Source organism: Enterobacter sp. WP_7_1, assembly GCF_003688535.1.
Taxonomy (GTDB): Bacteria; Pseudomonadota; Gammaproteobacteria; order Enterobacterales; family Enterobacteriaceae; genus Enterobacter; species Enterobacter asburiae.
Window position 1 is genome coordinate 266,054 of the sequence record NZ_REFK01000002.1, and the last position, 15,400, is coordinate 281,453.

The window sequence follows — 15,400 nt, forward strand, 5'->3', positions numbered from 1 at the left end:
AATCCGATTATTCACAACATTACGCGCTAGCGTGATGGGGCGTGCTCTACTCAAAATAAGGGGACAACAATGAAAATCATGGCTATTTGCGGCTCCGGCCTGGGCAGCAGTTTTATGGTCGAAATGAATATTAAAAAGGTGCTTAAAAAACTGGAGGTTGAGGCTGAGGTTGAACATTCCGACCTCTCCTCGGCCACGCCGGGCGCGGCCGATCTTTTCGTGATGGCAAAAGACATTGCGGCCAGCGCCAGCGTGCCGGAAAGCCAGCTGGTGGTGATCAACAACATCATCGACATCAACGAACTTGAAGCGCAGCTGCGCGCCTGGTTCGACAGACAATAACCCTGATAAGGCGAGGTGGATATGTTTATCCTTGAAACGCTGAATTTCGTTGTTGATATTTTAAAAGTCCCTTCGGTGCTGGTCGGTTTAATTGCGCTTATTGGTCTGGATGCGCAGAAGAAAGCCTTTTCGGACGTGGTGAAAGGGACGATTAAAACCATTCTTGGCTTTATTGTGCTGGGCGGCGGCGCCACGGTGCTGGTGGGGTCGTTAAATCCTTTGGGCGGTATGTTTGAACACGCCTTTACGATCCAGGGCATTATTCCGAACAATGAAGCGATTGTGTCAATCGCGCTGGAAAAATACGGCGCAGCGACCGCGCTGATTATGGCTTTCGGCATGGTGGCGAATATTATCGTCGCGCGCTTTACCCGCCTGAAGTATATCTTCCTCACCGGGCACCACACGTTTTATATGGCGTGCATGATTGGCGTGATCCTGACGGTAGCGGGCTTTGAGGGCGTGGGTCTGGTGTTTACCGGCTCGCTGATCCTCGGCCTGATCATGGCCTTCTTCCCGGCGATTGCCCAGCGCTACATGAAGCGCATTACCGGCAACGATGAAATTGCCTTCGGCCACTTCGGCACGCTGGGCTACGTGCTGTCCGGCTGGATTGGCAGCAAGGTCGGCAAAGGCTCCCGCTCAACGGAAGAGATGAACCTGCCGAAGAACCTGAGCTTCCTGCGCGACAGCTCGATCTCCATCTCCCTGACCATGATGATTATCTACCTCATCCTGGCGGTGAGCGCCGGGCGTGAGTACGTCGAGGCCACCTTCAGCGGCGGTCAGAACTATCTGGTCTACGCCATCATCATGGCCATCACCTTCGCGGCGGGCGTGTTCATTATCCTGCAGGGCGTGCGCCTGATTCTGGCGGAGATCGTTCCGGCCTTTACCGGCTTCTCGGAAAAACTGGTGCCGAACGCGCGTCCTGCGCTGGACTGCCCGGTGGTCTATCCGTATGCGCCAAACGCGGTACTGATTGGCTTCCTGTTCAGCTTCCTCGGCGGGATTGTGGGGTTGCTCATCTGCGGTCAGTTTAGCTGGGTGCTGATCCTCCCGGGCGTCGTGCCGCACTTCTTCACCGGCGCAACGGCGGGCGTGTTCGGTAACGCCACCGGCGGACGCCGCGGGGCAATGATTGGCGCCTTTGCTAACGGCCTGCTGATCACCTTCCTGCCGGTCCTGCTGCTGCCGGTGCTGGGCGCCATTGGCTTTGCCAACACCACCTTCTCGGACGCCGACTTCGGCGCGGTCGGGATTGTCCTCGGCAACCTGGCGCGCTTCCTGTCGCCGCTTGCCATCACCGGACTGGTCGTGGCGTTGTTCGCTCTGCTGGTGGCGTACAACGTCTTCGCGAAAAACAAACCTGCAGGCGGTAACGCGCAGGAAAACACCGGAGCCAAATCATGAATGAGAAAGAGATAACCGAACTCGCGCGTCAGATCCGTCTTGAGACGCTGAAATCCCTGACGCAGCTGGGCTTTGGACACTATGGCGGCAGTATGTCGGTGGTTGAAACCCTGGCCGTGCTGTACGGCGCGGTGATGAAAATCGACCCGGCGGATCCGGACTGGCCGGAGCGAGACTATTTTGTCCTGTCGAAAGGACACGCGGGCCCGGCGCTCTACAGCACGCTGGCGATCAAGGGCTACTTCCCGGTGGAAGAGCTGAGCACCCTGAACCAGAACGGCACGCGCCTGCCAAGCCACCCGGACCGCCTGAAAACGCGTGGCGTGGACGCCACCACCGGTTCGCTGGGGCAGGGGATCTCCATTGCTGGCGGTATGGCGCTTTCGCACAGGCTGGCGGGGCGGCCGAATCGGGTCTTCTGCATCGTCGGTGACGGCGAGCTGAACGAGGGGCAGTGCTGGGAAGCCTTCCAGTTTATTGCCCACCATCGCCTGAACAACCTGGCGGTGTTCGTGGACTGGAACAAACAGCAGCTCGACGGCGAGCTGGACGAGATCATCAGCGCGTTCGACCTGGAGGGGAAATTCCGCGCCTTTGGCTTTGACGTGGCGACGGTGAAGGGCGACGACATTCCGGGTCTGCTGGCAGTAACGTCGCGGGTCCCGGCTGCCGATGCGCGTCCGTTAGTCGTTATCCTCGACAGCATCAAGGGGCAGGGAGTGCCGTACCTGGAGCAGCTCAGCAACTCGCACCACCTACGATTGACCGCAGAGAGCAAAGCGGCCCTCAACGAGACGATTCGCCAACTGGAGGCTTCACATGATTAAGGTTGCACCGGCAGGACAGAAAGACGCCGTAGAGATGCGTAAGGTCTACGCGAGCTTCGTGGCAAAGCAGATTGAGGCAGGAAGCGAGATTATCGCCCTGGAAGCGGATCTGATGAGCTCGATGGCGATGGACGGCGTGGCGCGCGATTATCCGCAGCACGTGATTAACTGCGGCATTATGGAGGCCAACGTCATCGGCACCGCGGCGGGGCTGTCGCTTACCGGGCGTAAGCCGTTCGTGCATACCTTCACCGCGTTTGCCAGCCGTCGCTGCTTTGACCAGCTGTTTATGTCCCTGGACTATCAGCGCAACAACGTGAAGGTAATTGCCTCGGATGCGGGCGTGACGGCCTGCCACAACGGCGGGACGCATATGTCATTTGAGGATATGGGCATTGTGCGCGGCCTGGCGCACTCGGTGGTGCTGGAGGTGACCGACGCGGTGATGTTCGATGACGTGCTGCGCCAGCTTATCGACCTCGAAGGCTTCTACTGGGTGCGGACCATTCGTAAGCAGGCGCCGAGCGTGTATGCCCCGGGGTCAACCTTCACCATCGGCAAAGGTAACGTGCTGCGCGAAGGAACCGATATTACCCTGATTGCCAACGGCATCATGGTGGCGGAAGCGCTGGAAGCGGCGCGCCAGCTGGAGCAGGAGGGGGTAAGCGCGGCGGTCATCGACATGTTTACCCTGAAGCCTATCGACCGGATGCTGGTGAAAAACTACGCCGAGAAAACCGGACGCATCGTCACCTGTGAAAACCACAGCATTCACAACGGCCTGGGGTCGGCAGTGGCGGAAGTGCTGGTGGAAACCTGCCCGGTACCGATGCGGCGGGTGGGCGTCAAGGAGCGCTACGGCCAGGTGGGGACGCAGGATTTCCTGCAGAAGGAGTATGGCCTGACGGCACATGACATTGTGTCGGCGGCGAGAGAGCTGCTGTAAATAAAAAAGGCGACCCTTTGTGGTCGCCTTTTTGTTGCCCGGTAAGCGCTAGCGCCACCGGGCTTTTTGACATTACTGCTGCTGCGAAGACTGAATCGCGGTCAGAGCGATGGTGTAGACGATATCGTCAACCAGCGCGCCACGAGACAGGTCGTTCACAGGTTTGCGCATGCCCTGCAGCATTGGCCCGATGGAGATCAGGTCTGCTGAACGCTGCACCGCTTTGTAGGTGGTGTTACCGGTGTTCAGATCCGGGAAGATGAACACGGTAGCGCGACCTGCAACCGGCGAGTTCGGCGCTTTGGATTTCGCAACGTCGGCCATCACGGCGGCGTCATACTGCAGCGGACCGTCGATCATCAGGTCAGGACGTTTTTCCTGCGCCAGACGGGTCGCTTCACGTACTTTCTCTACGTCGCTACCTGCACCAGAGGTACCGGTGGAGTAGGAGAGCATCGCTACGCGCGGTTCGATACCGAAGGCAATCGCGGAGTCCGCGGACTGGATAGCGATTTCTGCCAGCTGCTCTGCGGTTGGATCCGGGTTGATCGCGCAGTCGCCGTAAACGTAAACCTGTTCAGGCAGCAGCATGAAGAACACGGAAGAAACCAGAGAGCTGCCCGGTGCAGTTTTGATCAGCTGCAGCGGTGGGCGGATGGTGTTCGCCGTGGTGTGAACCGCACCGGAAACCAGACCGTCAACTTCGTCCTGCTCCAGCATCAGCGTACCCAGCACCACGTTGTCTTCCAGCTGTTCGCGTGCAACGGCTTCGGTCATGCCCTTGCTCTTACGCAGCTCAACCAGACGGGCAACGTAGCTTTCGCGAACCACTTCCGGGTCAACGATTTCGATGCCAGCGCCCAGCTCAACGCCCTGAGACGCCGCAACGCGGGTGATCTCATCCGGGTTACCCAGCAGCACACAGGTCGCGATGCCGCGCTCTGCACAGATAGCAGCTGCTTTAACGGTACGTGGTTCGTCGCCTTCTGGCAGAACAACGCGTTTGCCCGCTTTACGCGCCAGCTCGGTCAGCTGGTAACGGAATGCTGGAGGAGACAGGCGGCGGCTGCGCTCGGAGGTCGCAGTCAGGGATTCGATCCAGTCTGCGTTGATGTAGCCCGCAACGTATTCCTGAACTTTCTCGATACGCTCGTGGTCATCAACCGGCACTTCCAGGTTGAAGCTCTGCAGGCTCAGGGAGGTCTGCCAGGTGTTGGTGTTCACCATGAAGACCGGCAGGCCGGTCGCAAACGCGCGTTCGCACAGCTTGCTGACGCGTGGGTCCATCTCGTAGGCACCGGTCAGCAGGATCGCACCGATTTCCACGCCGTTCATCGCAGCCAGGCAGGCTGCAACCAGCACGTCAGGACGGTCTGCGGAGGTCACCAGCAGGGAACCTGCGCGGAAGTGTTCCAGCATGTGCGGAATGCTGCGCGCACAGAAGGTCACGGACTTCACGCGGCGGGTGTTGATGTCGCCTTCGTTAACGATGGTAGCGTTCAGGTGACGCGCCATATCGATTGCACGGGTGGCAATCAGATCGAAGCTCCATGGCACCGCGCCCAGAACCGGAAGCGGGCTGGATTCCTGCAGCTTAGCCGGGTCAACTTTGACAACTTTTGCTTTGGAAGAGTCGTCGAAGATCTCGGACAGGTCAGGGCGAGTACGGCCCTGCTCATCCACCGGTGCGTTCAGTTTGTTCACGATCACGCCGGTGATGCTGGTGTTTTTCGCGCCGCCGAAGCTGCTACGCGTCAGTTCGATACGCTCGTTCAGCTGCTCTGGGGTGTCGGTGCCCTGAGACATCACGAAAACGATCTCTGCGTTCAGGGTTTTCGCGATTTCAAAGTTCAGAGACTGGGCAAACTGGTGTTTGCGCGTCGGGACCAGACCTTCAACCAGCACCACTTCCGCGTCTTGCGCGTTAGCATGGTAGTTGGCGATGATTTCTTCCATCAGCACGTCTTTCTGGTTGCTGGACAGCAGAGATTCAACGTGGCTCATCTTCAGCGGTTCAGCCGCTGGCAGATTGGAGTTCTTGCGAACGATGGTGGTGGTCTGGTCTGGCGCATCGCCACCGGCACGTGGCTGGGCGATTGGCTTAAAGACGCTCAGACGAACGCCTTTGCGTTCCATAGCACGGATAACGCCAAGGCTGACGCTGGTCAGGCCGACGCTGGTTCCGGTAGGGATCAGCATAATAGTACGGGACACGGTTTATCCTCTTTCGTTACCGCCGCGATTGGGCGGGTTACAAAACAGCACCGCCAGCATTGCTGGCGGTGTGGAATCAGGCAGTCAGGCGGTGCGCGTCTTGCGCAATGACCAGTTCTTCGTTAGTTGGGATAACGAGAGCAGGGCGGGTGCCTTCTTTGTTGATGAAGCCAGACTTGCCGAAGCGGGCAGCCAGGTTACGCTCGTGATCAACGTCGAAGCCCAGAACGCCCAGTTTGCCCAGGGACAGTTCACGAACCATTGCCGCGTTCTCACCGATACCACCGGTGAAGATAACCGCGTCCAGACGGCCTTCCATCAGCGCAGTGTAAGAGCCGATGTACTTCGCCAGACGGTGGCAGTAAACGTCCATCGCACGTTTAGCGTCTTCTTTCTCTGCGTAGTTGTCTTCAACGTAACGGCAGTCGCTGGTGACTTCGGTCAGACCCAGCAGGCCAGACTCTTTGGTCAGCATTTTGTTGATCTGGTCAACGCTCATGCCCAGGGTGTCGTGCAGGTGGAAGATGATCGCCGGGTCGATGTCACCGGAACGGGTACCCATCACCAGACCTTCCAGCGGGGTCAGACCCATAGAAGTATCAACACATTTACCGTTGCGGATAGCGGAAACAGAACCACCGTTGCCCAGGTGGCAGGTGATGATGTTCAGTTCTTCAACCGGCTTGTTCAGAACTTTTGCGGCTTCCTGAGTCACATAGAAGTGGCTGGTGCCGTGCGCGCCGTAACGACGTACGCCGTGTTCTTTGTACAGGCTGTATGGCAGGGCATAGAGGTAAGACTCTTCCGGCATGGTCTGATGGAACGCGGTGTCGAATACGGCCACGTTTTTGTCTTTCAGATTCGGGAAGGATTTCAGCGCTTCAGCGATACCGATCAGGTGAGCCGGGTTGTGCAGCGGTGCGAAGGACGCAGAGTCCTTGATGCCCTGGATCACAGATTCGTCGATCACGACGGAGCTGGTGTATTTTTCGCCGCCGTGGACGATACGGTGACCAATCGCAGTCAGCTGAGCAGACAGTTCTGGTTTTTGTGCCAGAATAGTGTTAACGATAAAGTTCAGCGCTTCACTGTGAGCGGCGCCTGCACCTAAAGCCGCTTCTTGTTTGCTGCCGTCCATCTTCCACTTGATACGTGCTTCAGGCAGATGGAAACATTCGGCCAAACCAGAGAGGTATTCGTCACCGTTGAGCGCATCGATGATGGCGAATTTCAGTGAGGAGCTACCGCAGTTCAGAACCAGTACTAACTTACTCGACATGGAAGTACCTATTATTGATACGTGGCTAAAAAAACGTCAGTGAGTCTAACAGCGTAACGCATGATGACTCAGACATTTATGATTAACATCATGCCAAACGAACATTGTGGCATGATGGAAGAAATAACTATGATTTTATGCCATTTTGCACAATTTTCAGCCAATGGCATAATATGCAATAATTTGACGAGTTAATGATTCTCGTCTAAGGCCCTATCAGGCTGGCACAGGATACCCGATACGGGGTAGAGATGACAAAATATTTTGAACGTTGTCATAGCTTGTTGTGGTTTTGCACGAAAATTTTAATTTTTATATGTGAAGTTGAGGTACAGCCATGTCGACACCAGAGAACCCGTCCGTAAATTTCTTTAGTCTGTTTCGTCGGGGACAGCATTACGCAAAGACGTGGCCGATGGAAAAGCGCCTTGCGCCGATGTTTATTGAGAATCGCACCATCCGCGCCACGCGCTATGCGATTCGCTTTATGCCGCCAGTCGCTGTCTTTACGCTGTGCTGGCAGATTGCGTTGGGCGGACAGCTGGGTCCTGCCGTCGCGACGGCGCTCTTCGCATTAAGCCTGCCGATGCAGGGCCTGTGGTGGTTAGGTAAACGGTCCATCACTCCGCTTCCCCCTTCTATTTTACACTGGTTTTATGAAGTGCGCGGAAAACTGGAGGAGGCCGGGCAGGCGCTCGCCCCGGTTGAAGGCAAGCCGGATTACCAGGCGCTGGCGGACACGTTAAAGCGCGCTTTTAAGCAACTGGATAAAACATTCCTCGATGACTTGTGATTGATCATCGAAACGACGACGAAAAGAAGGCACAGTAACAATCAGTTACCGTGTCTTTTTTTTAAAGTGCAATGCGCTACAGGAGTCGAAAGATGGAAATGACCCATGCTCAACGTCTGATTTTGTCTAACCAGTACAAGATGATGACTATGCTTGATCCCGATAACGCTGCGCGCTACAGCCGCCTGCAAACCATCGTAGAACGCGGTTTTGGTTTGCAAATGCGCGAACTGGACCGCGAGTTTGGCGAGCTGAAAGAAGAAACCTGTCGCATCGTGATCGACATTATGGAGATGTATCACGCCCTGCACGTGTCCTGGACGAATCTCAAAGATCAGCAGTCCATCGACGAGCGCCGGGTGACCTTCTTAGGCTTTGATGCCGCAACGGAAGCGCGTTATCTGAGCTATGTTCGCTTTATGGTGAATACAGAAGGGCGCTATACCCACTTTGACGCGGGCACCCACGGCTTCAACGCGCAGACCCCAATGTGGGAGAAATATCAGCGTATGCTGAGCGCGTGGCACGCCTGCCCGCGTCAGTACCATTTAAGCAGCAACGAAATTCAACAAATCATTAATGCCTGACGGAGGTGCGTGTGCAGTGTAGAGGTTTTCTGTTTGATCTGGACGGTACGCTGGTGGATTCGCTGCCGGTTGTGGAGCGTTCGTGGTGCCATTGGGCTGACCGACATGGCATCGACCATCAGGACGTGCTGAATTTTATCCATGGCAAACAGGCCATTACCTCGCTACGGCACTTCCTGGCCGGACGCTCTGAGGACGAAATTCAGGCGGAGTTCAAATACCTGGAACACATTGAAGCCACGGATACGGACGGCATCACAGCCTTACCGGGCGCGCGCGAGCTGCTTGAGCATCTGAACGAGGCGCAGATCCCGTGGGCTATCGTTACCTCAGGCTCCATTCCCGTCGCCCACGCCCGTCATAAGGCGGCAGGTTTACCGAAGCCGGAAGTGTTTATCACTGCGGAGCGCGTAAAGCGCGGTAAACCGGAACCCGACGCTTTTTTACTGGGCGCTGAACTGTTGGGCCTCGCGCCCGCAGAGTGCGTGGTGGTGGAAGATGCGGCCGCTGGCGTACTGGCCGGGTTGAACGCCGGAAGCCACGTTATCGCGGTGAATGTTCCGGCGGGATCTCCCCGCTTGGAGGAAGCAGACTTTGTGCTGGATTCACTGACGGCGCTGGCTGTTTCGAAAGCCTCTGACGGGGCTGTAACCGTCTCGCTAAAAATGTAATCACATGATATAGCCCCACATTGCTGGGGCTTTTTTATGGCAAAATTCCTCCTCTCCCACTGACAAGGACATGTTGTGAACGGTGAACTGATTTGGGTCCTGAGCCTGCTTTTAATCGCCATCCTTCTTTTTGCAACGGGCAAGGTACGCATGGACGCCGTCGCCTTGTTTGTCATCGTCGCGTTTGTGCTGAGCGGTACGCTCACGCTGCCGGAAGCCTTCTCCGGGTTTAGCGATCCCAACGTTATCCTGATTGCCGCCCTGTTTATTATCGGTGATGGGCTGGTGCGTACCGGCGTGGCAACCATCATGGGATCGTGGCTGGTGAAGGTGGCGGGCAGCAGCGAAACCAAAATGCTGATCTACCTGATGGTGACCGTCGCCGGGCTGGGGGCGTTTATGAGCTCAACGGGCGTGGTCGCCATCTTTATTCCGGTGGTGCTGAGCGTCTCCATGCGGATGCAGATCTCGCCGTCGCGCCTGATGATGCCCCTGAGTTTTGCCGGTTTGATCAGCGGAATGATGACGCTGGTAGCAACGCCGCCGAACCTGGTCGTCAACAGCGAGCTTATCCGGGAAGGATTTCAGGGCTTCAGTTTTTTCAGCGTCACCCCGCTTGGGCTGGTCATTCTGGTCCTGGGCGTGGTCTACATGCTGCTGACCCGCTTTGCCCTGAAAGGTGAAAAACAGGACAAAAATAAAGAAGGGTGGAAGCGACGCACCTTCCGCGATCTGATTAAAGAGTACCGTCTCACCGGGCGCGCGCGCCGTCTGGCTATTCGCCCCGGCTCGCCGATGGTGGGACAGCGCCTGGACGACCTGAAGCTGCGTGAGCGCTATGGCGCAAACGTGATCGGCGTAGAGCGCTGGCGTCGTTTTCGCCGGGTTATCGTCAACGTCAACGGAGTGTCGGAATTTCGCGCGCGGGACGTCCTGCTGATTGATATGTCCACCGCGGACGTGGATCTGCGCGAGTTTTGCAGCGAACAGCTGCTGGAACCGATGGTGCTGCGCGGGGAGTATTTCTCCGATCAGGCGCTGGATGTCGGCATGGCCGAAGTATCGCTGATCCCGGAATCGGAACTGCTGGGCAAAACCGTGCGGGAAATGGGATTCCGAACCCGCTATGGCCTGAATGTCGTGGGGCTGAAGCGCGATGGCGTGGCGATGGAAGGGGCGGTGGTGGATGAGCCGATCCTGCTGGGTGATATCTTCCTCGTTGTCGGTAACTGGAAGCTGATTAGTCAGCTCGGGCAGAAAGGGCGTGATTTTGTGGTGCTCAACATGCCTGTTGAGGAGAGCGATGCTTCCCCGGCGCACAGCCAGGCGCCCCACGCGATTTTTTGTCTTGTGCTGATGGTGGCGCTGATGCTGACCGATGAAATCCCGAATCCGGTCGCGGCAATTATCGCCTGCCTGTTGATGGGCAAATTCCGCTGCATTGACGCCGAAAGCGCGTATAAAGCCATTCACTGGCCGAGCATTATCCTCATTGTCGGGATGATGCCTTTTGCCCTGGCGCTGCAAAAAACCGGCGGGGTGGATCTGATCGTTAAAGGCTTAATGGACGTTGGCGGCGGGTATGGGCCGTACATGATGCTGGTCTGTCTGTTTATCATGTGCGCCACCATCGGTCTGTTTATCTCCAACACCGCGACGGCGGTACTGATGGCGCCGATTGCGCTGGCGATGGCCAAATCCATGGGCGTGTCGCCGTATCCCTTTGCGATGATGGTCGCAATGGCGGCCTCCGCGGCGTTTATGACGCCAGTTTCTTCACCGGTGAATACGCTGGTGCTGGGGCCCGGGAATTACAGGTTCAGTGATTTCGTGAAGCTGGGCGTGCCGTTCACCGTGCTGGTGATGGTGGTGTGCGTGGTATTGATACCGGTCCTGTTCCCGTTCTGATAATTTTGCCGGGGGGCGGCCGCGCCTTACCCGGCCAACAACCCGTAGGCCCTGCAAGCGCAGCGCCGCGGGGCAAACAGATTACAACGGTGAATCCTGGCTAATCTCATCCAGCGACAGATGGAAGCTCGGCACAAATACCTGCATAAAATAGTCCATCTCTGCGCTGCGGCGGGATTCCAGCGTTTTTTCCAGACGCGTTTTCGCCAGTAAAAATTCGTTATTCCCCGCGGACAGCTCTTCCAGACACTTCAGGTAGGCGCAGAGCGCGTCGGCCTGTTTGACCAGCGACTTTTCATCTTCAGTGTACTGATGCTCATCGATGAGCGGCTCAAAGATGTCGCGCAACTCGTCCGGCACCATGTCAATCAGCTTCTGCTGGGCAATCTTTTCGATGGCCTTGTATTCCTGCGCAATTTGCGAGTTGAAATATTTCACCGGCGTGGGCAGGTCGCCTGTCAGCACTTCCGACGCATCGTGGTACATCGCCAGCAGTGCGATGCGCTCTGGATTGACCTGGCCGTTGAATTTGCGGTTTTTAATGGCGGCCAGCGCGTGAGCGACCATCGCAACCTGCAGACTGTGCTCTGAGACATTTTCCGTGCGGACATTGCGCATCAGCGGCCAGCGGTTGATGAGTTTCAGGCGGGAGAGGTGGGCGAAGAAATGACTCTGACTCATAGGTTACCTTTTGTCTTCACTGCGACAGGCGTTCATTGTGCGGGGAGGGGAGGGAAGATGCAAATCAGGCTACCGAAGTAGCCTGATTTTAAGATTACTGATGGTATCCGGACAGGAAGCGCCCGAAGCGGCTGATGGCCATTTCGAGGTCATCTTCGCGCGGCAGCGTCACGATGCGCACGTGATCCGGCCACGGCCAGTTAAACGCCGTCCCCTGAACCAGCAGTACTTTTTCCTGCAGCAGGAAATCGAGCACCATTTTCTGGTCGTCGTGAATATTAAAGCGCTTCGCGTCAATTTTCGGGAACATATAGAGCGCGCCATTCGGCTTCACGCAGGAGACGCCCGGGATATCGTTGATCAGCTCCCACGCGCGGTTGCGCTGTTCGTACAGGCGACCACCGGGAACGATGAACTCGCTAATGCTCTGATAACCGCCGAGAGCCGTCTGGATCGCGTGCTGCGCCGGAACGTTGGCACATAAACGCATGGAGGCCAGCATCTCCAGCCCTTCAATATAGCCTTTGGCGTGCTTTTTCGGACCGTTCAGTACCATCCAGCCCTGGCGAAAACCGGCCACGCGGTAGGTTTTAGACAGGCCGTTAAAGGTGACGGTCAGCAGATCCGGGGCCAGCGCAGCAATTGAGTGGTGCTGTGCCGCGTCGTACAGGATCTTGTCGTAAATTTCGTCGGCAAAGATGATCAGGTTGTGCTGGCGGGCGAGCTCGACGATCTCCATCAGCAGCTCTTTTGAGTACACTGCGCCCGTCGGGTTGTTCGGGTTAATGATCACGATGCCGCGCGTGCGGGGCGTAATTTTTGCGCGAATATCATCGAGGTCCGGGAACCAGTCAGAGGACTCGTCGCAGAGATAGTGCACGGCTTTACCGCTCGACAGTGATACGGCAGCCGTCCACAGCGGATAGTCCGGCGCGGGTACCAGCATTTCGTCCCCGCTGTTCAGCAGCGCCTGCATCGCCTGCACGATCAGTTCGGAAACGCCGTTGCCGATATAGATATCTTCAACGGTAACATCACGCATACCGCGTGCCTGGTAGTGCTGCATGATGGCTTTACGTGCGGAGTAAAGTCCTTTTGAATCGCAATAGCCTTGTGCAGTAGGAAGGTTGCGGATCACATCAACCAGAATTTCATCCGGCGCTTCAAAACCAAATGGCGCAGGGTTACCAATGTTGAGTTTCAGAACCTTATTGCCTTCCTCTTCAAGGCGTTTTGCCTCTTTCAGAACCGGGCCGCGGATGTCATAACAGACGTTATCTAGCTTGCTGGATTTTTCGATAGGGGACATGAACCTTTAACCTTTTCGCTATTATTGCCACTCCCTGCCGTGGAAGTCAGCACGGAATAATGTACTCCCCCCTCGCTTCGTTTTGAAGGGTTTGCAGTAGAAGATTTTGTGTCGGGAATAAAATTCTGATAAATCTTTTTCGCTGTTCGTAAGCTTTTTCACTGTCTTAAAGTTGTGCGCATAGCATGATGACAGGTTAAATGTGCTATTCATTTGTCAAAATTCTGTATATTGTGCTAGTGAAAATAAGTGGTGAACCTGACAGCGGAAGCAATCACCCTGAGTGACTTTTCGTAAAACCTGAATGCTTGATACATGTTCCTGTTAAAGCGTAATGCGGCTAAAAGTTACTCATGTGAAATTAATGTTAAGTGCCATTAATGAATGGTCTTAATCTAAATTAAAATTTATTTATTATTAACCTATAAAATGCAACTTTAGTTAATTTTAATAAAATTAGTTTAGAAGCTTAACATTCTTCTTTAATCCTCAATATTGCAATAAGACTTATAAATAAAGTGGATTTGGGTTAAGATGTCTTTCAGGAAAGCAGAGAACAGATGCAAGAATTTTGTATATCTGGCACTGACTTTTCGAATTAATTGATTGTTATTGTTGGAGTTATCTCTGGCTGGAATGTGTCAAACATCTCCTGCTACGTTGACAGCGCTGCGATAAAGATGGCAGAAAAGGTGTTATACCTTTAATGTAATTTACATAAACCTGCGAACATCTAAATATCCTGAACGTTTAAGAGAATAAAAATAACGTCATGAAACGTGCTTTCTGACTGTTGATATAAAGCAGCACAATAACTATCTGTCAGGCAGTCTGCCGGGCCGGGATGCGAGGGAAAACCTTCAGAGGGAATTGCTTAACTGTTACACACAGCTTCAACCCGGGCAGCTCCGCACGAGCAACCTGAAAGTGAATAGATATGATAAATGCAAATCGTCCGATAATGAATCTCGACCTCGATCTGCTGAGAACGTTTGTTGCGGTCGCCGACCTCAACACTTTTGCAGCTGCTGCTGCCGCCGTTTGCCGAACTCAGTCCGCCGTTAGCCAGCAAATGCAGCGGCTGGAGCAGTTGGTCGGTAAAGAGCTTTTTGCACGTCACGGGCGTAATAAGCTCTTAACGGAACACGGTATTCAGCTACTGGGTTATGCCAGGAAAATTCTTCGCTTTAATGATGAAGCATGTATGTCATTAATGTTTAGCAACCTTCAAGGGGTGCTAACGTTAGGCGCATCTGATGAGTCAGCGGATACTATATTGCCGTTTCTTCTCAATCGTATTAGTTCGGTTTATCCGAAGCTTGCGCTTGACGTTAGCGTAAAACGTAATGCCTTTATGGTTGAGATGTTAAATGAGCATAAAGTCGACCTGGTGGTGACGACGCATCGTCCCGGGCAGTTTGATTGCCTGACGCTGCGCACATCGCCTACGCACTGGTATTGTGCAGCCGAGTACGTGCTGCAAAAAGGGGAGCCGGTTCCGCTGGTATTACTGGATGACCCGAGCCCGTTCCGCGATATGGTGCTCACGGCGCTGAATGAGGCCAACATTCCGTGGCGTCTGGCGTATGTGGCTTCCACGCTGCCAGCGGTTCGTGCCGCCGTGAAGGCTGGTCTGGGTGTAACGGCCCGTCCGGTAGAGATGATGAGTCCCGATCTGCGCGTCCTGGGGAAATCCGATGGTCTTCCTGCGCTGCCGGATACGGAGTATCTGCTCTGCCACAATTCGTCCAGCCATAACGAGTTGGCAAAAGTGGTGTTCGAGGCGATGGAAAACTACCATAACCCATGGCAGTTCGAGCGCGTTACCTCCGAAGGGGGGGATGATTCCCTGATCGTCGAAGGGGATTTTGAGTGATCGATAGCTCAATATTCTGGTAACAAAATGTAAGTGTAGAAAAAAGCCACTCATGTGATTTTCACATGCAGTGGCTTTTTTTAAGCAATAATACCCGCTCATGGTGCATGGATTTTCAGGATATTATATTACTTATCAATAAGATGAATGCTTTAGCTTAAAACTTGTCCATTTTCCGTTCTAACTTCATCCATATCCTTCTCATGTTAAAAAAACAGGAAATATGTTGCCGTTTTCCATGTTGAATTAACAAAAGCGTGTCGCAGATCAAGAAAATACTCCTATTTGGGGGGAGGAATCGTTGGCAAATCCTGTCAAAATAGGAGGGTTATTTTTTTTACTTCCGAAACGGACACGATTCAACAACATACATTTGACGGAAAGTCATGCACCCACCAGGGTTAAAGGGCACCAAATGTTAATGAGAATCGCTCGATGTAATTTAATGTGAAGAAACCTTTGTTAAAGTTGACAATAGGTTATAGAAAGGAGTAAAAAACCCCATCATTTTGCTGTCTACGTCTCATTTCTGACAGTTAGTGTAAGGTTATTTG

The 15,400-nt window shown here is 54.6% G+C and carries 13 protein-coding genes; 9 read left to right on the forward strand and 4 right to left on the reverse strand.

All coding sequences use genetic code 11. The features are described 5' to 3' along the window. Positions 1-69: 69 nt before the first annotated feature. Genes BJ885_RS10650 through BJ885_RS10665 form a run of 4 tightly spaced genes read left to right on the forward strand, consistent with a single transcriptional unit; the run spans position 70 to position 3,528 of the window. Positions 70-342: a PTS sugar transporter subunit IIB gene (locus BJ885_RS10650; RefSeq protein ID WP_121931903.1), complete on the forward strand. Its 273-nt coding sequence runs from the start codon at positions 70-72 to the stop codon at positions 340-342. Between the two features lie 21 nt (positions 343-363). Continuing rightward, complete coding sequence (locus BJ885_RS10655; protein ID WP_121931904.1) at positions 364-1,755, forward strand: PTS ascorbate transporter subunit IIC; 1,392 nt, start codon at positions 364-366, stop codon at positions 1,753-1,755. After that, positions 1,752-2,582 (forward strand): transketolase, encoded by an 831-nt coding sequence (locus BJ885_RS10660; RefSeq protein ID WP_121931905.1) that lies wholly within the window; start codon positions 1,752-1,754, stop codon positions 2,580-2,582. The genes BJ885_RS10655 and BJ885_RS10660 overlap by 4 nt, the downstream gene beginning before the upstream one ends. Further along, positions 2,575-3,528, forward strand: a complete 954-nt coding sequence (locus tag BJ885_RS10665) for a transketolase family protein (protein ID WP_121931906.1) — start codon at positions 2,575-2,577, stop codon at positions 3,526-3,528. The genes BJ885_RS10660 and BJ885_RS10665 overlap by 8 nt, the downstream gene beginning before the upstream one ends. A 72-nt stretch (positions 3,529-3,600) precedes the next feature. Here the strand turns inward: BJ885_RS10665 and pta are convergent, their stop codons facing one another. Together pta and ackA are read right to left on the reverse strand one after the other, a co-directional pair. Beyond that, positions 3,601-5,742, reverse strand: coding sequence for a phosphate acetyltransferase (pta, locus tag BJ885_RS10670; RefSeq protein ID WP_121931907.1), 2,142 nt, complete (start codon positions 5,740-5,742; stop codon positions 3,601-3,603). A gap of 76 nt (positions 5,743-5,818) precedes the next feature. Next, positions 5,819-7,021 (reverse strand): acetate kinase, encoded by a 1,203-nt coding sequence (gene ackA / locus BJ885_RS10675; protein ID WP_023312544.1) that lies wholly within the window; start codon positions 7,019-7,021, stop codon positions 5,819-5,821. A gap of 337 nt (positions 7,022-7,358) precedes the next feature. On the opposite strand from ackA, the gene yfbV reads away from it, so the two are divergent. The 4 genes from yfbV (at position 7,359) to BJ885_RS10695 (ending at position 10,980) form a co-directional block, all read left to right on the forward strand. Beyond that, on the forward strand, positions 7,359-7,814 hold the full coding sequence (gene yfbV / locus BJ885_RS10680; protein WP_023312543.1) for a terminus macrodomain insulation protein YfbV: 456 nt from the start codon (positions 7,359-7,361) through the stop codon (positions 7,812-7,814). A 92-nt stretch (positions 7,815-7,906) separates the two neighbouring features. After that, positions 7,907-8,401 carry a YfbU family protein gene (locus BJ885_RS10685; protein ID WP_023312542.1) on the forward strand — a complete coding sequence of 165 codons (495 nt, stop codon included), beginning with the start codon at positions 7,907-7,909 and terminating at the stop codon, positions 8,399-8,401. Positions 8,402-8,412: 11 nt separating this feature from the next. Next, positions 8,413-9,072, forward strand: coding sequence for a sugar phosphatase (locus tag BJ885_RS10690; protein ID WP_121931908.1), 660 nt, complete (start codon positions 8,413-8,415; stop codon positions 9,070-9,072). A gap of 75 nt (positions 9,073-9,147) precedes the next feature. Further along, positions 9,148-10,980 carry an SLC13 family permease gene (locus tag BJ885_RS10695; RefSeq protein WP_023312540.1) on the forward strand — a complete coding sequence of 611 codons (1,833 nt, stop codon included), beginning with the start codon at positions 9,148-9,150 and terminating at the stop codon, positions 10,978-10,980. Positions 10,981-11,061: 81 nt separating this feature from the next. On the opposite strand, the gene yfbR is transcribed toward BJ885_RS10695, so the two are convergent. After that, the gene (gene yfbR / locus BJ885_RS10700) at positions 11,062-11,661 is read right to left on the reverse strand and encodes a 5'-deoxynucleotidase (RefSeq protein WP_029741932.1); all 600 of its coding nucleotides are present in this window, start codon (positions 11,659-11,661) and stop codon (positions 11,062-11,064) included. A 94-nt stretch (positions 11,662-11,755) separates the two neighbouring features. Further along, positions 11,756-12,970, reverse strand: coding sequence for an alanine transaminase AlaA (gene alaA / locus BJ885_RS10705; protein ID WP_008500204.1), 1,215 nt, complete (start codon positions 12,968-12,970; stop codon positions 11,756-11,758). Between the two features lie 937 nt (positions 12,971-13,907). Here alaA and lrhA point away from each other — a divergent pair. Further along, positions 13,908-14,846 (forward strand): transcriptional regulator LrhA, encoded by a 939-nt coding sequence (gene lrhA, locus BJ885_RS10710; protein ID WP_029741933.1) that lies wholly within the window; start codon positions 13,908-13,910, stop codon positions 14,844-14,846. Positions 14,847-15,400: the final 554 nt, after the last annotated feature.